Origin of the sequence: Castellaniella sp., from assembly GCF_034674885.1 — a bacterium.
GTDB lineage: Bacteria > Pseudomonadota > Gammaproteobacteria > Burkholderiales > Burkholderiaceae_B > Castellaniella.
The window spans coordinates 1-22,671 of record NZ_JAUCDS010000034.1 but is presented as its reverse complement, the minus strand read 5'-3'; the positions used below and the strand labels follow the sequence as shown (position 1 = coordinate 22,671).

Below are 22,671 nucleotides of genomic sequence, written 5' to 3'. Positions count from 1 at the left end.
CTGACCTAACAGGGGAAAATCTGGTGGCGCATCAGGGACTCGAACCCCGGACCTGCGGATTATGATTCCGTCGCTCTAACCAACTGAGCTAATGCGCCAAAGCACGCAATTATAGCAAGAATCTTCTGGCCTGCAAGAGGGTGGTCTAAACCTTATGGCTATAGTAGGCTTTGGCTTGTCCCAGATCGTTGAAACCGCAACGACCCCACAAGCAAAGGAACCCCCACTGGATGCAGATCCGGAAGCCTTCCCGCATTACTTTACGTCAACTGGTCCTGATTCTGTCGATCGGCAGCGTGCTGACCATGCTGGTCGCAGGCATAGCGGGGGCGTACCGGATCCAGCGCGACCAGCTGATGGAAGACACCCTGGCGGCCAACCAGGCCTTTGCGGAAAAACTGGCTGCATCGACATCCGATCTGCTGTCACAGGCCCAGCAGGATCTGGCCTATTCGGCCGAACGCATCGTCCAATCCGGCATGAATCCGGCCATGCTGCAATCCGAAGTCGAGCGCCTGCGGGCGCAGGGCACGGGATTCAATGCGGTTTCCATCACGGGCAGCCAGGGGGTCATCCTGGCGATTGCCCCCGCAGCCCTGAACGTCCGGGGCCGCCGGGTGGATCGATCCGACCCGAGATCCGCCCTGCGTCACCAGACGCCCATGATCAGCAGCCCTTTCACGTCGATCCTGGGCAATCTGTCCATTCTGATTTCCCATCCGCTGTACACCGCCAAGGACCAATACCTGGGCTATCTGGCGGGCACCGTCTACCTGAAGTCCGACGGCGGCCTGTCGCGCCTGATCGGCCGGCACTACTTTCGCAACGACACCTACGTCTATGTGGTGGATGCCACGCACCGGCTGCTGTATCACCCGCAGGCCAATCGGATCGGCACGGAAGTCAACTACGACAACCCCGCCATCAACGCCGTGCTGCAGGGGCGGTCCGGCGCGCTGCGGATCACCAACAGCCAGGGCATCGACATGCTGGCCGGCTTTGCCTACGTGCCGTCCACCCAATGGGGCATCGTCGTCCAGCGTCCCACCCAGGTCACGCTGGCGCGCCTGGACGCGCTGATGCACCGGGCGCTGTGGCTGTCGCTGATTCCGGTAGGCCTGCTGCTGGCGCTGCTCTGGTTCCTGGCCAGCTGGGTCTCCCGCCCCCTGGGCGAACTGGCGCTCGTCGTGCAGGATGGCTACGAGGACAACATGGCGCGCCGCATCCAGTCGATCCGCTGCTGGTATTTCGAAGCACAGCGCCTGCAGCGGGCTCTGCTGGAAAGCCTGGGCGCCGTCGGCGCGCAACTCGATCAACTGCATGACGAAGCCTACCAGGACCCCCTGACCGGCCTGGGCAACCGGCGCGGGCTGAACCTGGCCCTGCAGACATTCCAGACCCTGGAGCAGCCATTCGCCGTCATTACGCTGGACATCGATTTCTTCAAGCACATCAACGACACCTACGGCCACGATACGGGGGACCAGGTGATCCGCCAGATCGGCCAATGGATGCGGAACCAGGCCCGCGAGGGCGACACCCTGTTTCGCATGGGCGGCGAGGAATTCCTGACGATCCTGCCTGGGGCGCGCCAGGACATCGCCGCCAACATGGCGGAAAGGCTGAGAGCAGGCATCGAGCAGGCGACGATCCTGCCGGGTGAAACCGTGACGGTATCCATCGGCGTGGCATCCTGGACGCCCGAAGACGCCGCCGACACGACCCAGGTGCTGAAGGCCGCCGACCAGGCCCTGTACCGAGCCAAGCAGACCGGACGCAACCGCGTCGTGCAAAGCGACGACCTGATCGGGATGCCAGAAACGTAAAGGCCCCACCTTCTGGTGGGGCCCTACCGCCACTGGGGCAGTAAGCACTGCATGGGCGCAGTGCGAAGTCAACGCCGATGAGGCGAAGAATCACTACCGTTCGGTAGTGATTCCAGTATAGGCACCTGATCGCCCCAGCACAAGATCGGGAATTACCCTAGGTTCCCTGGTACGATAAAGCGTATTCCAGCGCTGCACAGACGGCGGCCGCCTGGGCGACATTGCACTGATCAGCCGTCGCGCTGGGACTGTCCGGGTAGACCTCGGTCGTGGTGCGGTACGGGGCGTCGGTGATGCCCGCGCACAGCCCCAGGGGCCGCAGGGCGTAGCGGATCACACCCGGCGCCACGACAGGCGAGCCGATGATTTCACCGCGTTCGTCGGCCGGCGCGATGTGCGTCACCCGGGCCACGGCATCGATGATCGCCTGCTGGAATCCCGGCTGCGGCGTGTCGGTGTCGTCCACCAGATAGAAACCGTCGGGAATGCCGCCTGGGGTGAAGGGGCGTCCGTCCCGGGCCGCCAGGGCCGGGCGGAATTCGGTCTCGTCGGTGTCGGTGGTTTCGTGCAGATCGATATGCACGCGCACTCGCGCCGCAAAGGGCTCGACCAGCCGCATCAAGGCCGCCGATTCCGGGGCCGGGCTATTCGGCCGGAACGACCGGTTGGGGTCCAGCGCCTGCGGATTCCAGCGGTGGATGCGCTCGAAGCCCCAGGGGCTGACGCAAGGCGCGATCATCAGGTCGCAACGATCCTCAAAATCGGCGGCGTGCTGCTCGGCAAACTGCAAAGCCCCCATGACCCCGCTGGTTTCATAGCCATGCACCCCGCCCGTCACCAGCGCCACCGGCCGGTCGCCTCGCCAACGGCGGCTGCGCAGGGCCATCAGGGGATAGGCGTCGGGCGCGTAGTCCAGTTCGCCGTACTGCACGACGTCGAAACGTTCGCGCAACGCGTCCACCACCCGCAGCACCAGATCGGCGTAGCTGCGCTGGCGGCGCTGGCGCCCCAGCCAGGTGGCGATCTCGTCCACCCCCCAGGGGGTGCCAGGCGTGCCGATGGGATAGAAGGCGGATGACATGGGATTGGCTCCAAGCACAGGAAATCGGCGGCCACTGTAGCACAGGGCCGCGCACCGTCATGGACGGCGACGCGCGCCCTGTTCCAGGTACCAGGGCAGGCAATCGGGATTGCTCATGGCGTCCGGATTGATGACCTTGTCCATCGGCTCGCCCAGCAGCAGCCGCTTGACGGGCAATTCCATTTTCTTGCCGCTCAGGGTGCGTGGAATCGCCGGGGCGACCAGGATGTCATCGGGCACGTGACGAGCCGACAGGTTCTCGCGGATGGCGGCCTTCATCCGCGCGGCCAGATCGTCGGTCAGGGCCTGGCCATCGCGCAACACCACGAACAGCGGCATGTAGGATTCCCGCCCCAGGTATTCCAGATCGACCACCATGCAGTCCAGCACTTCGGGAAAGGCCTCCAGGACGCGGTAGATCTCGGCCGTTCCCATGCGGATCCCGTGGCGGTTGATGGTGGTGTCCGAGCGGCCGTAGATGATGGCCCCGCCGCGCGGCGTGATGCGGATCCAGTCGCCGTGGCGCCAGATGCCGGGATAGACGCCGAAGTAGCTGTCGTGATAGCGGATGCCGTCCGGGTCGTTCCAGAAACGCAGCGGCATGCAGGGCATGGGTTCCGTGACCACCAGTTCGCCCACCGCGTCTTCCAGAGACTGGCCGGCATCGTCATAGGCGCGCACGGCCGTCCCCAGATAGCGGCACTGCATCTCGCCGGCATGGACGGGCAGCACGGGGCACGGCCCGACATAGGCGGCCGCGACGTCAGTGCCGCCGCTGAGCGCCGCCACCAGCACGTCCGGGAACTGCTGCATCAGCCAGCGGTAGCCGTCGTCGGACAGCGGCGAGCCGGTGGACCCGATGGTCTTCAGCACGCCCGGATGCACGTGCTTTCCCGGTTCGACGCCGGCCTTGCGGCAGGCCAGGAAATACGCGGCCCCCGCCCCGAAGAACGTCACACCGGCCTGGTCCGCGAAATCCCACAGCGTGTTCAGGTCCGGATGGCCGGGATTGCCGTCGTACAGGCAGACCGTGGCCCCCGCCAGCAGGCCCATCATCTGGATGTTCCACATGATCCAGCCCGTGGTGGTGAACCACATGAAGCGATCCTGCGGGCCGATGTCCATCTGCAGGGCCAGGTCCTGCAGGCCTTTCAGCAGCACGCCGCCGTGGCCGTGCACGATGGGCTTGGGCAGGCCCGTGGTGCCAGAGGAATACACCACCCAAAGCGGATGATCGAAGGCCACCTGTTCAAACTGCATGGGCGCGGCCGGCTGCGCCAGCAGCTCATCCCAGGACAGGGTGCCGTCCAGCCGGGCCTGCGGATCCAGATAGGGCAGCAGCACGACCGTGCCCAGCGTGGGCAGCGCATCGCGCAGCCCCGCCACTACCGGCAGGCGATCGAAGTCCTTGCCGCTGTAGCGATAGCCATCGACCGCCAGCATGACTTTCGGGTCGATCTGACGAAAGCGATCGAGCACGCTGCGGGTGCCCATGTCGGGTGAACAGCTGGACCAGATCGCCCCCAGGCTGGAGACGGCCAGAAAGGCCACCAGGGTCTCGGGCAGATTGGGCAGATAGGCCACGACCCGGTCGCCCGGCCCCACCCCCAGGGCACGCAGCCCCTGGGCGGCGGCGGCCACCTGGGCGCGCAAGGCGCCCCACCCCAGGGACTGCATCGGCCGGATTTCGGAACGCGACACGATGGCAGGTCGGTCGGGCTCGTCCGGGTGAAAACGGAAGACCTGCTCGGCCAGATTCAGGCGGGCGCCCTCGAACCATCGCGCCCCGGGCATCGCGCGGCGATCCAGCACCCGGCTGTAAGGCGCCGAACTGCGCAGATCGAAATATTCCCAGATCGATTCATAGAAGTCTTCCAGGTGATCGACAGACCACTGCCACAAGGCGGGGTAATCCTGAAAGGACTTGCCCTTGCGAGCCTGCAGCCACTGCTGGTAATCCGTGATGCGGGCCTGGGCAATGCGCCCGGCACCGGGCGTCCACAAGGGCTGGGTATCAGGACTGCTGGGGCTGCTCACTGAAAGTCTCCTCGGATTATTTTTGATCGCACTAGCTTATACCCTTATGCCTCGTGTCGCGGCACCGCCCGGCTTGCATTGGCCGCCCCGCCCGCCGCATACTGGACCGATCGCACACCGGCCTGGAACCTGGCATGACACACGCAGACATCACATTGGAACAACGCGCCCAGGGCGCGCTCATGGGCGCCTACATCGGCGACGCCCTGGCCCTGGGGCCGCACTGGTACTACGATCTGGATGCGCTGCGCCGCGACTACGGCGCCTGGATCACGGACTACACCGATCCGCGCCCTGACCGCTACCACGGCGGCCTCAAGGCCGGACAGTCCTCGCAGGCCGGCATCATCCTGGACCTGCTCACACAGTCCCTGACCGAACGCGGGCGCTACGACGAAGCCGACTTCTGCCGGCGGATGGACCAGGACCTGTTCCCCCAACTGGACGGCACGCCCATGAACGGGCCGGGCGGCTACACCAGCCAGTCGATCCGCGAAACCTGGCGGCTGCGGGTGCGCGAACATCGCCCCTGGGGCCAGGTCTCGGGCCTGGCCGACACCACCGAGGCCGCCGAACGCATCCTGGCGCTGGCCATCCGCTACGCGCTGCAGCCGGCCGAACTGGCGCGACAGGTGTCCGCCAACACGCTGCTGACCCAGCACGACACCACGGTGATGGCCATGACCGTGGCCTACGGTTGCGTGCTGGGCAGCCTGGTGCGCGGCGAACCGCTGGACGCGCAGACCTCCGATCGCCTGATGGCGATGGTGCACGAGGGGTCCCTGCCCTTTCACGCGGTCACGTCCACCGGGGAACAGACCCCGCCGCCGGGCCCCGAAGCCCCCCGGCAGGCAGGCCAGTTTCCTTCGCCCGACGCCCTGCTGACCACATCCGGCATCCTGCGGGCAGCCACCGATCCCGACATCCGCATCGAGCCGGCCTGGAAGGCCTCGCTGGTCTACGGCATGCCCTGCGCGGTCTACCATCAGTTCCCCGCCGCCTACTATCTGGCGGGCCGTTTCCAGGGGGATTTCGAGTCCGCCGTGCTGCATGCCGTCAACGGCGGCGGCCAGAATCAGGCCCGAGCCATCCTGACCGGGGCGCTGGCCGGGGCGATCGGCGGCATCCAGGCCATCCCCGACCGCTTCCTGAAAGGCCTGGAACATGGCGACCAGCGGCTGGCCTGGGCGCAACAACTGGCGCGCCAGACGGCCGGCAGCGTCAACGCACCGGCAGGAAATTGAAGAACAGCAGCCCCTGCAGGTAATTGATGCCGATGCGCCGGACGCTTTCGTCCTGCAATTCGGCAACCAGGTCCAGCCGGGCGATCATGCGGCCGAATTCGCGCTCGAAACTCAGATTGGCCACGCCGTCGCCCAATTCATTGGACAGCAGCAACGGCCGGCCCTGGGCATCGCGCCGGCTGGCCAGCATCCAGGCCGCGATCTCCACGTTGCGGGCCGCATTGAAGACATGGCGGGCATCCACCGAATCCGTCACGTGAAAGCGCGTGCGCCCGCCATGCGCCGCGATGATCATGTTGGACAGCCCCAGCACGAAGGCCGCCGCCCGGTCGCCGGGATAGCGCGGGTCCATCGCCACGGACAGGACCTCGATGTCGCGCAGGCCGTCCAGTTCCTTGGGTACTTCTCCGGTGCGGATGCGCGCGTCGCCCTGGGACAGCGCGGATTTCAGGTCGGTGAAACCGGCCTTGCGCCATTCTCCGGGGTTGCGGCGGTACAGCTTTTCCAGCAAACGGACCAGGCTGTCCAGATTGTCTCGCATGGCCAGCGTCTGGACGCGATTGATGTCGCTCTGCGTCAGTTGATCGGCGGAAAACGATTCACCCTGCAGTCCCTCGACGGGCGGCGCTGCGCAGGCCGACAGCAGCAGCGCCAGGACAGCGCCCAGCACCCCGCGAACCGCCCTGCAACCGGCACCCGCCATGGCCATCAGTACTGCCGCGCCCGGTCCACGACGCCGGTGATGGGTTCCCCCCGAACCACGGCCCGGACCTTGCCGGCGATCTGCTGCACGGTCAGCCCCATCAGGCTGGCCCCCGCCACGTGCGGCGTCACCTGGATGCGCAGATCCGACCAGAATGGATGATCGGGCGGCAGGGGCTCGCGGGAAAAGACGTCCAGCGCTGCGCCACGCAGGCGCCCGCTGTCCAGGCAGGCCAGCAGGTCGGCTTCGACCAGATGGTCCCCCCGGGCGATATTGATCAGATAGGCATCGGGCCGCAATTGTTCGAACACGGCACGCGACAGGATGCCGCGCGTGTCCGCCGTCAGCGGCAGCACGTTGACCAGCACCCGGGTCCGGGCCAGAAAATCCGCCAGGCCATCCTGCCCGAAGGCCTGCGCACCCGCCACCGGGCGGCCGCTGCGCGACCAGACGGCCACGGGATAGTCCAGCGCGGCGCAGGCCTGCGCGACTCGCGCCCCCATCACGCCGCCCCCCATGACGCCGACTGTCCAGGCACCCCGGTCGATGTCGTCCAGCGGCTGCCAGCAAGCCTGCGCCTGCAGGCCGGCATAGCGGCCCAGGTCGCGGGATTCACGGACCAGGTAGTGCAGGACGTATTCCGCCATCTGCACGGCCATGCCGCCGTCTTCCATGCGCACCAGCGTGATGTCGTCCGACAGGCCCGGCATCTGCAGCAGGGCGTCCACCCCGGCCCCCAGATTGAAGAGATGCGTCAGCCGGGGCTCGCGAGCGAACAATTCGGCCGGCGGCGCCCACACGACGGCGGCATCCGCCCGCCCCTGCGGCGACGAATCATCGTCCCACAGGCGCACGCTGTGTTCCGGCAAGGCCTGCCGCAGGGCGCGGACCCATTCCAGCGGATTCGATTCGTGACGGGAGGCGAAGACGATTTCCATGAGCGGGCCGCCAGGCTGAGGGGCTGCCCGACGTGCCGCCCCGCGCTGAACCAACAGTGGTGAATGACCTGGGGACTGTAGCACAGCGCCCCGAAGGACCCGGCATCAGGCCAGCAGCCGCTCGAAGATGTCGTCGGAGCCCATCTGCCCGCCTTTCAGCATCAGCGGCAGCCCGTCCAGGCGGGCATCATCCGCATGCAGCCGACACAGCGCCACACCGGGTTCCAGCGTCCGCCGGTAGGTCAGCGCCCAGGCATCCAGCGCCTGCACGCAATGGCTGGACGTGTCGCCGCCCGACAGGCCAAGACGCCCCGGACGGACCCTGCGCAGCACATCGGCCGCCAGCCCTGCCCCGGCCCGGGCCAGCTGGGCCGGATCCAGGCGAGGCACCGCCGACGATGCGCAACGATCCACCCAGTGCGCCAGCACATGGCGGCCAGCGTTCAATGACTGCACAATCCGCGCCTGGGCGGCGGCACGACCGCCCGAGGCGCCATCCAGCAGATCGCCGACCGCGACGGGAATCCGCTCGTACGAACGCGCTGCCTGGACCTGCCGGGCCGTGCGCGGCGACAGACTGCCGGAAAACACCAGCACCGGGCCATCCCGCCGCTCTGTATCCAAGGTGTCCTGTTCCCGCGCCTGCGCGGCCGCCTGGTGATCGGCCGTCACCCACTGTGTCAGCAGCGCCTGTTCGACGCTGCTGGGTCCCACGGCCAGCATGGGCTGGCGGCGCGCCTGCTGCCACAGCAAACGGCCAATCACCGCCAGATGCGCGGGCGTGGCGACGTCCAGCAGGACACCATCGGGGCCGGCTTCCAGCGCGGCCGCCCACTGCGCATCCAGTTGATCCGGCGCGCCGTCATAGGCCGGATAGGCGATGCTGGCCACTGCCTTCAGCCCCTGGCGGGCCAGATGGCGACGCAGATCGGACTCGTCCATCGGCGTCACGGGATGGCGGCTCATGGTCGGATGCCGATCCAGGCGAAAGACCTCGCCCCCCACCTGGAAAGCTGCAAACAGATTGCCGAACACGCAATACCGGCCCAGATTGGGCTGCCCGCCGACGATGGGCACGAACGGCCCCACCGGCAGGCGATCCCGCAGCACATGCGCGGCCAACCCGATATTGCCCACGGACGGGCTGCTGTCGAAGGTGGAGCAGGTCTTGTAATGCACCACGGGCGGGCACCACGGCGCGATGTGATCCGCCACCCGGCCCAGTTCCGCCTGCAGCTGCCGGCGCGTCATGGATCGGGATGCGCCCGCGATACCCAGGCAATCCTGGGGGCCGATGGCTGCCCGCTGCGCGGCTGTCGGCAAGCGCAGGAACAGCGTCGCCCGCAACCCCGCCCGCGCCACCGTGGCCAGCGTATCGGTCGCCCCGGTGAAGTCGTCCGCGTAGAAGACCAGCTTCAGGTCCGGCCCGGCAGCGTCGGCGTGCGCTTCAACGACCACCGAAGAACTCCAGCGCCCGGTGCAGCTCCTGCGCCTGCGCGGCAAATTCCGCCAGGGCGACGCCGCTGCGGGCGGCCTCCCAGGCCTGGCGCAGACTGCGCACGCCGGCCGCCGGGCCATCGGGGTGCGCCAGGATCCCGCCCCCCGACATGAACAGCAGATCCTCGCCCACCGCCTGATACGTGGCCGGGACGGTCCCCGCCCACTGCCCGGAGGAAAACGCCGGCATGACGGCATCGTCCCGCCCCGCCGCCAGCGGCGCCAGGCAGGCCCGGGCGGATTCGACGACCTCGCCGTCGGTCTGGGCGAACTTGCCCTGCAGACCATGCACGTGCATGTGATCCACGCCGGCCAGGCGCCACAAGGTCTGGTACGCCTGGAACGAAATGCCCAGCAGGGGGTGGCGCGACATGGAACCAAAGCCGTTGCGATGACCGTGGATGGCCAGGGGCGTGCTGCGGCGCAGGCTTTGCACGGCGGCAAAGCCGCAGCTATTGAGGCTGACCATCACGCAGGACCCTTCTTCGCGGCGCACCAGGTCGGCGTGGCGGCGCATGGCGTCCAGGTCGTCGCTGATGTTGAAAGCCACCATCACCGTGCGCCCAGTGCGCTCTCGGTAATCGCGCACCGCTGCCATCACGGCCGGCACGCGCTCCGCCAAGGGCGCATGCGCGGGGTTGGCGCAGATCTCGTCATCCTTGATGAAATCCACACCGGCTTCGCACAGGTCGGCCACCAGATCCGCCGTCTGCCGCGCCGACAGGCCGACATTGGGTTTGACGATAGTGCCGATCAAGGCCCCCTGCCCCACCCCGGTGACGGCCCGCGTGCCGCGCACGCCGTGGCTCGGGAAATCGAACTGCGCCCGATAGGCGGCGGGCAGGCGCAGGGCGTCCAGCCGCATGCCCGTGACTTCGCCCAGATCGTAGAGATTGCCCGCCACCGTCGCATACAAGGTGGGCAGGTTCGCACCTACATTCACCACGGGGAAACGGATCCGTACCCGGGCCTGAGTCCAGGGCCCCGCCACCTGCCGGCGGGACAGAAACGCATTGGGCAAGGCCGGCTCCAGCGCCCGGCCCAGGACCGTCACGTCCAGCACTTCGGCGCGGGCGCGGCTGCGCAGTTCGTCGGTCTCGCCCGCCACCCGCGTGAAGGTGCCGCAGGACTGCTCGCCCGCCATCACCTGCGCGACGAGGTTCGGGTCCAGCGGGGTCTCGATCAGATAGTCGGCTTCGTAGTGGAGATCGTCCATGGCCGGCTCACAGCGTGTTCAGATCCGGGAATGGCCGGATGGGGTCGCGCCCGTCCCAGCCTTCGGCCGCCTGGCGGATCAGGTCGAACAGCGCGCCCTTGGGGCCCTGGACCTCGGACAATTCGATCACCGTGCCCGGGTGGTATTCGGTGTCGAAATAGATAAAGCGGCCGTTCTCGCCGACCTCGCCGCCCATGACGGGCTTGAAGCCCTGCGCCAGCAGGCGTTCCAGGTCCGCATCGTACGTGCGGGTCCAGTACGCCACGTGCTGCAGGCCTTCGCGCCCGGCCTGCTGGAAATCCCGGTACATGGACGGCACGTCGTTGCGGGTCTGGATCAGTTCGACCTGCACGTCGCCCGAATTGGCCAGGGCCACCGAATTATGGGGCTCGTAGGCCTGTCCCCGATACCGGTAATTCTGGATGGGAACCTTGGGGTTGTAATACCAGGGGCCGACGCCCAGGGTGCTGCTCCAGTAGTCCATCGCCGCCTCGATATCCTTGACGACATAGCCCAGTTGGCGGATTTCTCCGAAGAAACGACTCATTGCTTGAACTCCTCATCTTGCGTCCCGGGCTTGCTGCGCGGGACGACATTCATCTGTATCTCACCGAAGGAACAGGCTCGGGAACCATGTGGACACTGCCGGCACCAGCGTGACGACCAGCAGCGACAGCAACAGCGGAATGAAAAACGGCATGGCCCCCGCGATCACGCGATGCAAGGGCATGCGGGCCATGATGCTGACCATGTACAGGCTCATGCCCACCGGCGGCGTCAGCAGGCCGATCATCAGGTTCAGCACCACGACGACGCCCAGTTGCACGGGGTCCACGCCAGCCGCCAGCAGCGCCGGCGTCAGGATCGGCGCCAGGATCAGGATGGCGGCGATCGACTCCATGAACATGCCCACCACCAGCAGCAGCACGTTGACGATCATCAGCAGGACGAACGGGCTGCTGGACAAGTTCAGGAAAAATTCCGTCGCCAGCATGGGCACCTGATCGATGGTCAGCACCCAGGCGAACAGGGCCGCCGCGCCCACGATGAACAGCACGCTGGCCGTCGCCCGGACGGTTTCCCGGGCCGCATCCCAGACGCCGCGAAACGTCAGCTGGCGATAGACGGCGAAACCCAGGAACAGCGCATAGACCACCGTCACCCCGGCGACCTCGGTCGGTCCGAACAGGCCGCTGACCAGGCCGCCGATCAGCACCAGGGGCGCACACAGCGCCGGGAACGCCACCAGGGCCTGGCGCAACAGCACCCGCGCATTGATGGTGATGGTGTCGCGGGGCAGGTTCTGGCGCCTGGCCATGACCGCGATCTGCACCATCAGCAAGGCCGTGATGATCAATCCCGGCACGACGCCGGCCAGGAGCAGTTTCACGGCGGAGACTTCCGCCGCCGAGGCGAAGATGATCAGCGGAATGCTGGGCGGGAAGATCGGCCCGATCGTGGCCGCCGCCATCGTGATGCCGGCGGCGAATTCGGGCTTGTACCCCTGTTCGCGCATCAGGCGCATCTGGGTGCCGCCCAGTGCGCCGATGTCGGCCAGCGCGGCGCCTGACATTCCGGAAAAGATCAGGCTGGTCAGCACCGACACATGCCCCAGGCCGCCCCGAATGCGCCCAACCAGCATGCGCACCAGCGTGAACAGGCTGTCGGTGATGCCCGAGGCATTGAACAGGCAGGCCGCGAAAATGAACATCGGCACCGCCAGCAGAGGCGTGGAATCCAGCGCATTGACCATGCGCTGCGCCAGCACCGACAGCGGCAGGTCGAACCACCACAGCACAATGCCCGCCGACATCCCCATGGCGACCGCGATAGGCACACCCATCAACATGATCACCAGGAACAGGATCAGAATCGTCAGGCTCATCATGACGGCGTCTCCTGTTGATCATGATCTGCTGCGGGCCGGATGGCGCGGACCAGGCGCAGGGCTGCAACCAACGTGAACAGCAGCATCCCCAGCACCACCGGCAGATAGAACAGCAGATTGGGCATGCGCAGCGCCGGCGTCGCGAATTTTCCGGCTTTCAACAGGAACAGATAGCTGCCGTGCAGGAACAGACCGCAGAACGCCAGGATCAGGATCTCGTTGACGACGGCCAGCACCCGGCCGGCGCGCCCCTTCAGCCGCGAACTGACGATGTCCACGGCGATATGACCGCCGTTTAGCAACAGCAGCGGAATGGCCAGATACACGATCCCCAACCCGCCGTAGCGGGCCAGTTCATCGGCCCAGGGCAGGCCCACCTGCCAGACGTTCCGGGCAACGACCTGTAGCACGACCAGGAAAGTCGTCAACAGCAACATGACGATGGCCAGCCGCTCGAATCCGCGACAGACGCCCGACAGCAGCGATGCCAGGCGGCCCGGCGGTGGCCCATCCGGGTGGGTCAAGGTGGAAGACATGATGTGGGGACTCCGCGCCGCGCCGCGTGAAGCGGCGCGGCGGCATAGGGACTGACGATGAGGAATGCAGCCGGACGGACCGGTTTACCGGATGGCGGCGATCTTCTGGTAGAGCTCGCCGTATTTCGCGCCGAAGCGTTCCTGCACCAGTTTGTGCGTGCGGTCCTGGAATACCTTCAGGTCCAGGCCATCTTCAGGGCCGATGATCTTCATGCCCAGTTCTTTCAACTTGGCCAACTGATCCGATTCCTGGGACAGCACCATTTCGGTGGCCTTGGCGCGGGTTTCCTCGGCCGCGCGCGTGAAGGCGGCCCGCTGCGCATCGCTGAGTTTCTTCCAGGTGCGGTCGTTCATGATGATGAGTTCGGGGTTGGTGATGTGCCCCGTGCGCATCAGGTGCGACTGCGATTCATAGAGTTTGTTGGACAGCACCACGTCGACCGGGTTTTCCTGGCCCGACACCTGGCCCGTAGCCAGCGCCGTGGGGACTTCCGACCAGTCCACCGGCACGGGGACGGCGCCCAGGGCTTCGACTGCCGTCATGTAGATCGGAAACGGCAGGGACCGGATCTTCACCCCCGCCAGGTCTGCCGGCGTGCGCACGGCCTTGTTCGCGGTCAGTTCCCGGGTACCGAAATCATAGGCGTACAGGACGCGCACACCCGCCGACTCGATCAGGCCTTTGTTCAGTTCCTGCATCACCGGCGAACTGATGTCGGTGACCTTCATCAGGTGGTCGACGTCCCGGTACAGATAAGGGGTGTCCAGTGCGGCCACCGGTTCGTACAGGGCGCCAATGCCGCCCGCCGTGTTGTGGGACAGCGCGATCACGCCCGTGGAGGTGGCCTCGGCCAGTTCCTGCAGTTTGCCCAGTTGCGAGGACGGGTACACCTGGATGACGACTTCACCCTGGGTGTATTCCTTGACCTTGTCGGCGAACATCTGGGCCTGCAGCCCCGCCACACTGTTGGGGGAATTCATGTGCCCATAGCGCAGGGTCAGCGAAGCGGCCGTGGCCTGGCCCACCGCCAGCCCCAGGCCGGCGGCCAGGAGCGCCCCGGCCAGGCCGTGGCGAAGCAAAAGAGAAGCAGCTTTCATATGATGTCTCCGTGATTGGATTTGATGTGTTGATCAGGATCTTTGTCTTGTATGATGCGTAGTGTTCAATATATGATGTTTCCGGTCAATTACTTATTTTGATTGATTTTGATGTGAATGATCATCCACCATCATCCCTGCGCCGGCGCGCCGGCATCCGCGACATCGCCCAGGCGGCCGGGGTTTCCACCGCCACGGTCGATCGCGTCCTGAACCAGCGCCCGGGTGTGCGCGCAGCCACCGTGCAGGCGGTCTTCCAGGCGGCCGCCGACCTGCGCTACCTGCCGCAGGCAGACCTGTACCGGGCGCTGCAGCCCCACCCCATGCGCCTGCTGTTCCTGTTGCCGGCCGGCACCAATCGCTACCTGAACATGCTGGGGGATTATGCCGGCGCCGCGCACGACCATACCGATCCGTTCAACGTGCAGTGCCGCAGCCGCTTCGTCGAAGGCTTCGACCCCCATATCCTGGCCGAGACCCTGCTGCGTGAAGGCAAACGCGCCGACGGCATCGCCTTCATGGCGCTGGAACACCCGGTGGTGCGCGAAGCCGTCAACCAGCTGGCCGAACAGGGCGTGCATACCATCACCCTGATCTCCGATCTGTCGCGGTCGGCCCGCGCGGCCTACGTCGGGCTGGACAACCGGGCCGCCGGCCGCAGCGCCGGCCTGCTGATGGGGCGCTTCATCGGGCAGCGCCAGGGGCGCATCGCCATGATCGCCGGCAGCCGCCACTATCGCGGCCACGAAGAACGCGAAATGGGTTTCCAGGATGTGCTGTATGAAAAATTCCCGGCCTTGCAGGTGGTCGGCCTGAAGGAAGGCCACGACGACGCGGACACCAACTACCGCCAGGCGCGCCAGCTGCTGGACCAGCACCCGGACCTGGCCGGCATCTACAACATCGGCGGCGCATCCGACGGTGTGGGCAAGGCCCTGAAAGACGCCCGCCGCGACCAGGACATCGTCTTCATCGGCCACGGCCTGACCCCCGACACCCGCAGCCTGCTGATCGACGGCACCATGGACGCCCTGCTGAACCAGAACCTGCAGTCGACCATCCTGTCGACCGTGCGCATCTTCGCCAACGTCCGCGCCGGGCGCGAACCCATGGCGGGCATCGAGCCGATGCAGATCAGCGTGGTGTTCAGCGAGAATCTGCCCTGATAGATTCTTCAGCTAGGAAAGATTCGACACGATTCGGACAATACCAACCAGGTTGAGTTAGTTATTACCCAGTGATAACATGGAACGACATGGTGAAAGACCCGAGTCTGGACACATTGCTTCTGCTGGACGGCGAATCAAAAAGGGCGCTGGCCCAGGTGCGCAGACGCGGATCGAATACGATCACCAACACAAAGGTGAATGCATCCGCTTCTACCTGTACGCAGATGCGTCCACTTTACTAAGCGATTTCTGGCAAGAGGTCGAACGAGCATTGCAAGAGAGGAGCCCCTGACATGAAGATGCTGAAAGTCGGTATCGCCTCACTGGAGCAATACAAGGCCCGAACACTTGCAATAGCTCGAGGTGAATACAGGCCCGGCCCCGGCGATCCCAAGGTCTGGTTCCAGTCCATCGAAAGCCTGTCCCAAGTCCTGTCGGATAAGAACCGGGCATTGCTTGCACTGATTGCCGATACCAAACCACAATCGGTCAACGAACTGGCTATCAAAACCGGCCGGGCAAAATCCAATCTTTCGCGGACATTACGCACGATGGAACAGTACGGATTGATTCACTTTGAAAAGGGGGCCGGACGGCAATTGGCCCCCAGAGCGAATTACTCCGGCATCTCTCTGGAGATGCCGTTTTGACGCAGAGTTCTTCAATGGCAAACCAGACCATCAACGTGGCCTATACGTCCGACGACTGGCGTGGCGTGGCGCTATCGAACTTCAGCCTGTCGCCGTTCCTGCTGGACGGCGTGTTGCTGGCGTCCATCGAAGGCTTCATCCAGGGCATCAAATTCCCGGAAGGCCATCCCGCGCGCGCCCGGGCCTTCGCATCCACCGCCTGGCAGGCGAAGGAATGCGGCCAGGGGGCGGACAAGGTCCATGTGTACTGGGGGCCCACGCCGATCGCTTTCGGCACGACAGCCCACCATCAACTGGTGGAACGCGCCCTGCGGGCGAAATTCGAGCAGAACCAGGGCTTGCGCCACGTGCTGCGATCGACGCAGGGACTGGACATCCTGCACCAGACAGGCGAAGGCGCCGAACCCGCGCTGACGTCGATTCCGGCGGCGGAATTCTGCCGGATATTGACGGAGATCCGGAGCGGGCTTTTGGTGGATCAAGCTTGACACTACCCGGACACTGACAAAAAGGCGCCCATGGCTCGTATGCATACTCCAGCGTTGGACGCGAGGACACATGACCCAGAGCCCTGAGCTATTGCGGCGGCTGCTGCGCGCCAAGGATCGAATGGATGGGGCGTCCCACGAGGAATGGCCCATCCGCCGGCTCGCGCAAGTCAGCGCCGTGTCCGCTGCACACTTCGCGCGCTCGTTCAAGGAAGCCTTCGGCATCCCCCCGCACCGCTACCTGCTGACACGCCGCATCGAGCGCGCGGTTGCGCTGCTGCGCGACACCGATATGCCTATTACAGAGATCGCGTTCCAGACCGGCTGGAAGAGCCTTGGCACCTTTGGGCGCATCTTCCGCGACATCAAGGGCGAGAACCCGGGAAGGCTTCGGGCACGCGCACGGTCGGCCCTGCATGAGCGGGAGCACGTGCCTGAATGCGTCGTGCGCGCCGCCCTCCGGCCAGACCTCAAGACCGCAGTTTCGGAGAAGCGACGGGAAAAGACATCCGAGAGAATGGAGGTCCAATCAACGGAGGATCAATTATGACTCAAGGTGTGGATGTAGTCGGCCTGTACGTGCGCGATCAGGACGAAGCGCTCGCGTTCTACGTCGAGAAGCTGGGTTTTCGTGTGCACACGGACGTTCGCAACGGTGATTACCGCTGGCTCACCGTACAGCACCCGGAGCAAGCCTCATTTCAGCTCGGCCTCTTCAAGCCGGGCCCGCCGGTACACGACGCAGCGACTGCGCAGACCCTGTCCGAAGTCGTGGCCAAGGGCGCCATGCCCCCGCTGGTGCTCGTGGTCGATGACTGCCGCGCCGCCTATGAACAATTGAGCGGGCGCGGCGTGGAATTCACGCAGGAACCCGTCGATCGCTACGGCGCCGTGGATGCGGGCTTTCGTGACCCATCCGGCAATGGATGGAAAATGATCGAGGCCAGGGCAAAGCCGTAATCGCCCACTTCGTATCCAGGTCAACGGCACCGGGGGGAGTACCGGTGTCGCTGATGAAACTGGCCCCGAACCTCTATCAAGCGATATCTATTTGACGGGGGGGCTGACGTCTGCATGTCATATTCTCAATCCCGGAAGACATCGTCCAAATCCGTAGCATCCAAAATATTCAGCGACCAAGTTTCCAGTTGCAATGCCTTTGCCTTGCGGATGCGCTGGGTAAGATCGTCAGATATGGGGCCAAAGCGGCGCTGGACCTGGCGCAGCAGCAAATCCGCCTGTCCTTTCTGTTCACCTTTCGCTATCCCGTGACGTTCGGCAATCGTGACATAGCTCATCTTGTGCTCCTGTTCCAACTGCTGGGCAGCCAGCAGATAATCCGCTTCCAATTCGGGCGGCAGGCGGATCATCCATTCAACCAGTCGTAGCAGGGGGCCAATCTGATCCCGCTGGTAGCCATAGCCATACAAACGCCGCCTTAGATCCAACAACGGCGCCAGCCGCGTAGTTTTGTCTGGATGACCAGATGCCTGCAACTGCGCCATCACCAGCACGGCAAAAGGGTTCGCCGGCGCCAAGGCGTCCAATTCAGCCCAGCGGGCGCGCCATCCTTCCAATTCTACAATCGGAAAGGTGAATTGGGTCTTTTGGCCCAGAAAATCATCGTGATAGCTCAAGGTGTCAAGCGGCGACCTGCCGCTTTGGCCGATGCGCTGATCGATCAGAATGCCCAGGCTATAAACCAGCGGCGGCAGAAAGGAGCGTCCCCGTCGTCGTTCCCGCTGACAGATCAGGACTTTATATTCCAGCATGCGCCAGCTGAAGACCCGCAGGGCGTCGCGGCCGGACAAGCGACCTTGGACTTCGACATGGATCAATAGCCAGGCGTCATCCCCACTAAGCAGCTGAACCCGAACCAGCTTATCCGCATGGCGACGGCCCTGAGCGGGTGTGCCGCCCCGCCGCACGGCTTGCAGTTCTTTATCCAGGAAGATGATAGAGATGGACCAGTCGACGATGGCATGCAGCTCGGGAACCAAAAGCGCCAGCGCCTGAGGAAAATAGAGTTCCAGCGCTTCTTTCCATGGGGTGTCGTGATCATCGGCGGCTGATGGCAAGGTTTCCCGGGCGGACATGACAGGCTTCCTGATGAAGAGCCCTTATTCTGAGGATATCCCCTTAGCCTTGCCAGACTGGGAAACACGGACGGATAAAAAACTCGCAGTATTCAATCCCGGAGGACATCTCCTAAATCCGTAGCATCCAAAATATTCAGCGACCGGGTTACCGCTCGAACCATTCCAGATTTGGCTGCTCCACGGCCCCTGAAGAAAAACCGCCCGCATCCCTGAAACAATCAGGGATGCGGGCGGTGACCGAAGCAAAGAGCGGATCAGCCTTGATCCACCTTCAATTTCCCATCGTTGATAAGGCTGGTGATGAGCGCAGACTGTCCTTCCGGTGACGACACATCGCCATGCCCAGTGGTCAGATCAGCGTTGTCGATGACGATCTGCTGGTTATGGCTATTAGCCACATCCCCATCCGTACTGACGTTGATGATCGTCCTGCCAGCATCCGCGCCCGTACCTCCGCTGATATGGAGGTACTGCGACAGATCGTTGGCATCGGTATGGCCGCTCAGCAGATCGCTGAGGTCAAGGGTATCCTTGCCCAGCGGACCGCCACTTGTCATCCCGAAGTCCGTAACGTGATCCACTGCGGCTGGCTGCCCGGCCGCAGCCTGGTCACCCAGTTTCCACACGAACACATCGTCGCCCGCGCCGCCGGTCAGGGAGTCGTTGCCAGCACCGCCATGCAGGTGATCGTTGCCGGCACCGCCCACCAAGGTATCCCCACCCTGGCCGCCGAACAGAGCGTCATTGCCGTTCGTGCCATGCAGCGTATTGGCTTGAGCCGAGGAATTATCGATGGAGACATCGAAGTTTGAGGACGCGTGATCACCGTTGCCATCCGTGACAGTAGCGCCGAGATGCAAAGCCAGATCGCCTTGAGTGACAGGATGCGTGACCGTCGAAGGATCGGTCTTCCACTGCACGGTAATGCTCTCGTCCACCGAGAACTGGCTGGACGTGTCACCCGCGCCAATCACCACATGGTCGATGTACTTGCCATCCGGCGCATCGATCGTCACCTTCTGCGTGCCAGAGTCGGAATCACTACTCCACCAACGTGACGCTGCAGTCACCGACTCATCATGTGACGATCCATCCGTATAGAACACCGTGATGTGCGCAGAATCTTCTTCGCCACTCAAACCCGCACTGCGATCCCCAAACTGATTCAACGTGAACGCAACTTCAGTGATGTGCTGGCCTGTGGTGGTGCTGAAGCTCAGAACCAGCTTTTCGCCATAGTTGCCGTCCGAGGAGCTATTACTCTGGGAATTATTCTCGATGTACTGGCGATCATATGCATCTTTATTGGCACCATTCCCATTCCCATTAGTCCAGCTCGGATTATCGACCCCAATGCCACGATTATCTTTGGTGTTGACCACAACATTCGCATCCACATCACGGCCACTGCCGGACCCATCCTTGATATCTGGATCCCCTCCCTTATCCAAGAAGGCCGACAATGCCAAGGTAACGCCCTTGGCGCTAAGCGAGGTCATACCGTTGCTAGTGAAGTCGAAAGTCGACTCGCCCGTGGTCCCCGGAACCGTGGCTACATACGACACCACCGGATCCAGTGTGCCGATCATATGCACGGAGTACGTGCCATCGGCCGCCGATCCGGAGACTTCGAACACCTTATGTCCTGGGTCGTCCTGGTAGACTGCGTACAACTTGCCCGTCGCGGCATCCTGTTGATACACCAAGGTGTGCCCGTTGGACTTCAGAGCGACCGTCTGCGGCGAACCATCCACCATGACGCTTGCCGTCACAGGCGAGCCACCCAAGCCAGCTTTGTCCGCACCCGTGATGGCGATCGTGGCGCCGGATGCATCCTTGCCCACGTCGATACCGGTATCCGCTGTAGTGACCAGGCCGGCCTCGTTGGCCAGCAGGGTGCTGTCCGCAGCATGATCGACCGTTGGTACTGTCGGGATGTTCTTGTACCCGCTCAGGTCGATCGTGATGTGTCCGACCTGGGTATCGCCGTCAGCATCCATGACGGTGTAGTTGTAGGTCAGTTCCTTATCGCCGATCTGGAAGTTGTCCCGGGCGGCCCGGCTCATCTCGAACACATAATGCCCATCGGCCCCCACCGTCAAAGTACCGTACTGATTGGTGATGACCGTGGACCCGCCGGCCCCCGCAACCCCGTTTTCCCAAGTCACCGACCCGGCGCCATCGGCGCCGTACTGCCACGTCGTGATGCCGGAATTCTGGTCGAACAGGTCGCCTTCGACCCGAGGCAGAGCGTCGGTAGACGAAATCGTGGCATACAGGTCAAACGAATTCGACTTGTTTTCCCACGTATAGATCGTGGAGACCAGGTTCCCGTTCGTATCCAGGAAACCCTTGATGTCCAGCACATAGGTCCGATCGCCTACCGTGAAAGTCTGCGTGGCTGTGGAGTTGGCGATTTCAACAATATCGCGACTCTGTGTGTTATTGCCGTCCCCCGTATTGCTTGTTTCGGTATGTTTGAGTTTGATCGTATGCTGGACGACATGCTCGACGCCATCGATCGTCACATGGATGGAGACCTGCAGATCAACAGAAGTCAGGGTGTCCCCATTCACGGGAAAGTTATTGTGGGTGAATGTCCCCAGCTTGAACGTCGTATCCAAAAGATCAGAGTCCGAACCCCGCAGCCCTTCGTTGTCCACGAAGGCGTAGCCGGATCCTTTGCTCTTGTCGCCCCAGATGATCTGATCGATGCCGGGGTCGCTGTCGTTGTTCTTCTGGTCTGACAGATCGCCGTTGCTCGTGAGCTTCCAGTTCGCGAAGCCAGATTCCAGCCCGCCCACGCTGATGACGCTGACGGGGATCCCCAGATCGCTATCGGCATTGGGGTTGTTGGCCGGGGCGTCGTCTTGGATATGGATCGTCAGGTTGGAAGTGCCCGACGAGCCCTGCGAATCCGTCACTTTGACCTTGACGTCGAAGGACGTGACATCGTTCTGGGGGTTATGGCCCGGATGTTCTATCGGGGCAAGCAGCTTGACTGTGTAATTCCCGCTGTCGCCGATGGTGACCGTAATCACATCATGGCCCACAGTATTACCCGTGTCCTTCGTGCTGCCCGTCAGGGTATGGCCGTCATCGGAGATTTCCCAGTGCACGGGGCGTCCATCCGACTTGAAGGCGCCTTGGGGCGGTTTCAGCAGGCTGACGTGATGAGCGGCCGTATCGCCTGGGTCGGTGATCGTCAGCGCCCCTGTCATCAGGGTGTTCAGACTGGCTTCGGAGAGCATCACCATCGCGCCGGAAACCACAGGTGCTGCATTCACATCCACCACAAGAGTGGACGACGAAGTCACATCCCCATCACTATCCCGTGCAACGATGTCGAATTTATATTCTTGATCAGCGGGTAGGACGAGATGAGATAGCGTGACATCCGTACTCATCTGAAAATTGGCTTTATCGCTTTCGTCGATATTCTCTATTTTGAGAACACTGAACGGAATGTCTGGTTCGATAGTAATGGGACCGGCAGACGAAATTTCTAACGTGCCACTGTCTGTCTGGCCAGTCAATGGATTGGTAGCTGTCCATTCGATCGTGACAGGCCCAAATTTAACACCCGCAATCTGAATTGTGATCGATTGCAATATATCCGGATCCGTAGCAGCCGGATCGTTTCCGACATGACCAGGGTCATGGAACTCCATCTCAAACCATTCGTTCTGATCAACAAACAGGTTATCCACACCAAATTCGGAACCGTTGGAATTCACGCCTGACCCATTCGACTGAAACTCAACCCGGCCAGCCTCATTCAGCGGGGTATTAGGATCATCTGCCAGTTCACGGAATGCCGGCCCACCAGCGCCCAGAGAGCCAAACGAGATCAGCTCCGTTGTCGCAGCTTTTGGCGTGATCAATTCAAACTTGTACTCGCCCGTCGCATCGACAGTCAGAGAAAACACTTCCGTCACCGGATCAGACCCAGTGACGTACGCAGTGAGTTTAGTGACACCTCCACCAAGATCCTGCTCGGTATACGAAATCCCTTCTATCACCGGACCAGTAATATCAAACGGATTGCTCAAGTTCGGGCCATCTGCCCCAAACTCGACGTCGAATGAGCCAGTAATCGAGCCTGCCTCGTTCTGCATCTCGCCGGGAGTGAAGGCGCCTAGCGTGGGCACATCGTCCACAATCGTCACCTGCAAGGTGCCGCTGTCCGTGCTGCCACCCT

General features: G+C 63.5%; 19 protein-coding genes and 1 tRNA gene. 7 read left to right on the top strand and 13 right to left on the bottom strand.

Annotated features, from left to right (window positions below):
- Positions 1 to 21: 21 nt before the first annotated feature.
- A tRNA-Met gene (locus VDP74_RS14085) sits at positions 22 to 98 on the bottom strand.
- 132 nt (positions 99 to 230) lie between these two features.
- Between VDP74_RS14085 and VDP74_RS14080 the strand changes: the two genes are divergently transcribed.
- A complete protein-coding gene (locus VDP74_RS14080; RefSeq protein ID WP_323000276.1) occupies positions 231 to 1,826 on the top strand; it encodes a sensor domain-containing diguanylate cyclase in 1,596 nt (531 codons plus the stop codon).
- Between the two features lie 157 nt (positions 1,827 to 1,983).
- Here the strand turns inward: VDP74_RS14080 and VDP74_RS14075 are convergent, their stop codons facing one another.
- Together VDP74_RS14075 and VDP74_RS14070 are read right to left on the bottom strand one after the other, a co-directional pair.
- Positions 1,984 to 2,907 (bottom strand): M14 family metallocarboxypeptidase, encoded by a 924-nt coding sequence (locus VDP74_RS14075; RefSeq protein ID WP_323000275.1) that lies wholly within the window; start codon positions 2,905 to 2,907, stop codon positions 1,984 to 1,986.
- A gap of 57 nt (positions 2,908 to 2,964) precedes the next feature.
- Positions 2,965 to 4,944 carry an acetoacetate--CoA ligase gene (locus VDP74_RS14070; RefSeq protein WP_323000274.1) on the bottom strand — a complete coding sequence of 660 codons (1,980 nt, stop codon included), beginning with the start codon at positions 4,942 to 4,944 and terminating at the stop codon, positions 2,965 to 2,967.
- Between the two features lie 134 nt (positions 4,945 to 5,078).
- On the opposite strand from VDP74_RS14070, the gene VDP74_RS14065 reads away from it, so the two are divergent.
- Positions 5,079 to 6,188 (top strand): ADP-ribosylglycohydrolase family protein, encoded by a 1,110-nt coding sequence (locus VDP74_RS14065; RefSeq protein ID WP_323000273.1) that lies wholly within the window; start codon positions 5,079 to 5,081, stop codon positions 6,186 to 6,188.
- Here the strand turns inward: VDP74_RS14065 and VDP74_RS14060 are convergent.
- The 8 genes from VDP74_RS14060 to VDP74_RS14025 all read right to left on the bottom strand — a co-directional run bounded on the left by VDP74_RS14060 (position 6,166) and on the right by VDP74_RS14025 (position 14,064).
- Positions 6,166 to 6,897: a hypothetical protein gene (locus VDP74_RS14060; RefSeq protein WP_323000272.1), complete on the bottom strand. Its 732-nt coding sequence runs from the start codon at positions 6,895 to 6,897 to the stop codon at positions 6,166 to 6,168. The two genes, VDP74_RS14065 and VDP74_RS14060, sit on opposite strands and share 23 nt — an antisense overlap.
- Positions 6,897 to 7,829 carry a glyoxylate/hydroxypyruvate reductase A gene (locus VDP74_RS14055; RefSeq protein WP_323000271.1) on the bottom strand — a complete coding sequence of 311 codons (933 nt, stop codon included), beginning with the start codon at positions 7,827 to 7,829 and terminating at the stop codon, positions 6,897 to 6,899. The genes VDP74_RS14060 and VDP74_RS14055 overlap by 1 nt, the downstream gene beginning before the upstream one ends.
- 105 nt (positions 7,830 to 7,934) lie before the next feature.
- A complete protein-coding gene (locus VDP74_RS14050) occupies positions 7,935 to 9,287 on the bottom strand; it encodes a four-carbon acid sugar kinase family protein (protein WP_323000270.1) in 1,353 nt (450 codons plus the stop codon).
- Positions 9,277 to 10,542 carry a ribulose-bisphosphate carboxylase large subunit family protein gene (locus tag VDP74_RS14045; protein WP_323000269.1) on the bottom strand — a complete coding sequence of 422 codons (1,266 nt, stop codon included), beginning with the start codon at positions 10,540 to 10,542 and terminating at the stop codon, positions 9,277 to 9,279. Before VDP74_RS14045 ends, VDP74_RS14050 begins: the two co-directional genes overlap by 11 nt.
- A gap of 7 nt (positions 10,543 to 10,549) precedes the next feature.
- Complete coding sequence (locus VDP74_RS14040; RefSeq protein WP_323000268.1) at positions 10,550 to 11,089, bottom strand: VOC family protein; 540 nt, start codon at positions 11,087 to 11,089, stop codon at positions 10,550 to 10,552.
- Positions 11,090 to 11,149: 60 nt separating this feature from the next.
- Positions 11,150 to 12,427: a TRAP transporter large permease gene (locus tag VDP74_RS14035; RefSeq protein ID WP_323000267.1), complete on the bottom strand. Its 1,278-nt coding sequence runs from the start codon at positions 12,425 to 12,427 to the stop codon at positions 11,150 to 11,152.
- Positions 12,427 to 12,966: a TRAP transporter small permease gene (locus VDP74_RS14030; RefSeq protein ID WP_323000266.1), complete on the bottom strand. Its 540-nt coding sequence runs from the start codon at positions 12,964 to 12,966 to the stop codon at positions 12,427 to 12,429. The genes VDP74_RS14035 and VDP74_RS14030 overlap by 1 nt, the downstream gene beginning before the upstream one ends.
- An 84-nt stretch (positions 12,967 to 13,050) precedes the next feature.
- A complete protein-coding gene (locus VDP74_RS14025; RefSeq protein WP_323000265.1) occupies positions 13,051 to 14,064 on the bottom strand; it encodes a TRAP transporter substrate-binding protein in 1,014 nt (337 codons plus the stop codon).
- 98 nt (positions 14,065 to 14,162) lie between these two features.
- Here VDP74_RS14025 and VDP74_RS14020 point away from each other — a divergent pair, with 98 nt between their 5' ends.
- The 5 genes from VDP74_RS14020 to VDP74_RS14000 all read left to right on the top strand — a co-directional run bounded on the left by VDP74_RS14020 (position 14,163) and on the right by VDP74_RS14000 (position 17,331).
- On the top strand, positions 14,163 to 15,230 hold the full coding sequence (locus VDP74_RS14020) for a LacI family DNA-binding transcriptional regulator (RefSeq protein WP_323000264.1): 1,068 nt from the start codon (positions 14,163 to 14,165) through the stop codon (positions 15,228 to 15,230).
- A gap of 296 nt (positions 15,231 to 15,526) precedes the next feature.
- Positions 15,527 to 15,883: a MarR family transcriptional regulator gene (locus VDP74_RS14015; protein WP_323000263.1), complete on the top strand. Its 357-nt coding sequence runs from the start codon at positions 15,527 to 15,529 to the stop codon at positions 15,881 to 15,883.
- 14 nt (positions 15,884 to 15,897) lie between these two features.
- The gene (locus tag VDP74_RS14010; protein ID WP_323000262.1) at positions 15,898 to 16,371 is read left to right on the top strand and encodes a hypothetical protein; all 474 of its coding nucleotides are present in this window, start codon (positions 15,898 to 15,900) and stop codon (positions 16,369 to 16,371) included.
- Between the two features lie 70 nt (positions 16,372 to 16,441).
- A complete protein-coding gene (locus VDP74_RS14005; protein WP_323000261.1) occupies positions 16,442 to 16,921 on the top strand; it encodes a helix-turn-helix transcriptional regulator in 480 nt (159 codons plus the stop codon).
- Positions 16,918 to 17,331 carry a VOC family protein gene (locus VDP74_RS14000; protein WP_323000260.1) on the top strand — a complete coding sequence of 138 codons (414 nt, stop codon included), beginning with the start codon at positions 16,918 to 16,920 and terminating at the stop codon, positions 17,329 to 17,331. The genes VDP74_RS14005 and VDP74_RS14000 overlap by 4 nt, the downstream gene beginning before the upstream one ends.
- 125 nt (positions 17,332 to 17,456) lie before the next feature.
- Here the strand turns inward: VDP74_RS14000 and VDP74_RS13995 are convergent, their stop codons facing one another.
- Together VDP74_RS13995 and VDP74_RS13990 are read right to left on the bottom strand one after the other, a co-directional pair.
- Positions 17,457 to 18,467 carry a DUF4351 domain-containing protein gene (locus tag VDP74_RS13995; protein WP_323000259.1) on the bottom strand — a complete coding sequence of 337 codons (1,011 nt, stop codon included), beginning with the start codon at positions 18,465 to 18,467 and terminating at the stop codon, positions 17,457 to 17,459.
- Between the two features lie 257 nt (positions 18,468 to 18,724).
- Complete coding sequence (locus tag VDP74_RS13990) at positions 18,725 to 22,639, bottom strand: choice-of-anchor K domain-containing protein (RefSeq protein WP_323000283.1); 3,915 nt, start codon at positions 22,637 to 22,639, stop codon at positions 18,725 to 18,727.
- Between the last annotated feature and the right edge of the window lie 32 nt (positions 22,640 to 22,671).

Bases quoted from the DNA above. Each gene is read 5' to 3' on its own strand.
- VDP74_RS14080 (WP_323000276.1), top strand. From the start codon at position 231: ATGCAGATCCGGAAGCCTTCCCGCATTACTTTACGTCAACTGGTCCTG.
- VDP74_RS14075 (WP_323000275.1), bottom strand. From the start codon at position 2,907: ATGTCATCCGCCTTCTATCCCATCGGCACGCCTGGCACCCCCTGGGGG.
- VDP74_RS14065 (WP_323000273.1), top strand. From the start codon at position 5,079: ATGACACACGCAGACATCACATTGGAACAACGCGCCCAGGGCGCGCTC.
- VDP74_RS14060 (WP_323000272.1), bottom strand. From the start codon at position 6,897: ATGGCCATGGCGGGTGCCGGTTGCAGGGCGGTTCGCGGGGTGCTGGGC.
- VDP74_RS14055 (WP_323000271.1), bottom strand. From the start codon at position 7,829: ATGGAAATCGTCTTCGCCTCCCGTCACGAATCGAATCCGCTGGAATGG.
- VDP74_RS14045 (WP_323000269.1), bottom strand. From the start codon at position 10,542: ATGGACGATCTCCACTACGAAGCCGACTATCTGATCGAGACCCCGCTG.
- VDP74_RS14040 (WP_323000268.1), bottom strand. From the start codon at position 11,089: ATGAGTCGTTTCTTCGGAGAAATCCGCCAACTGGGCTATGTCGTCAAG.
- VDP74_RS14035 (WP_323000267.1), bottom strand. From the start codon at position 12,427: ATGAGCCTGACGATTCTGATCCTGTTCCTGGTGATCATGTTGATGGGT.
- VDP74_RS14030 (WP_323000266.1), bottom strand. From the start codon at position 12,966: ATGTCTTCCACCTTGACCCACCCGGATGGGCCACCGCCGGGCCGCCTG.
- VDP74_RS14025 (WP_323000265.1), bottom strand. From the start codon at position 14,064: ATGAAAGCTGCTTCTCTTTTGCTTCGCCACGGCCTGGCCGGGGCGCTC.
- VDP74_RS14015 (WP_323000263.1), top strand. From the start codon at position 15,527: ATGAAGATGCTGAAAGTCGGTATCGCCTCACTGGAGCAATACAAGGCC.
- VDP74_RS14010 (WP_323000262.1), top strand. From the start codon at position 15,898: ATGGCAAACCAGACCATCAACGTGGCCTATACGTCCGACGACTGGCGT.
- VDP74_RS14005 (WP_323000261.1), top strand. From the start codon at position 16,442: ATGACCCAGAGCCCTGAGCTATTGCGGCGGCTGCTGCGCGCCAAGGAT.
- VDP74_RS14000 (WP_323000260.1), top strand. From the start codon at position 16,918: ATGACTCAAGGTGTGGATGTAGTCGGCCTGTACGTGCGCGATCAGGAC.
- VDP74_RS13995 (WP_323000259.1), bottom strand. From the start codon at position 18,467: ATGTCCGCCCGGGAAACCTTGCCATCAGCCGCCGATGATCACGACACC.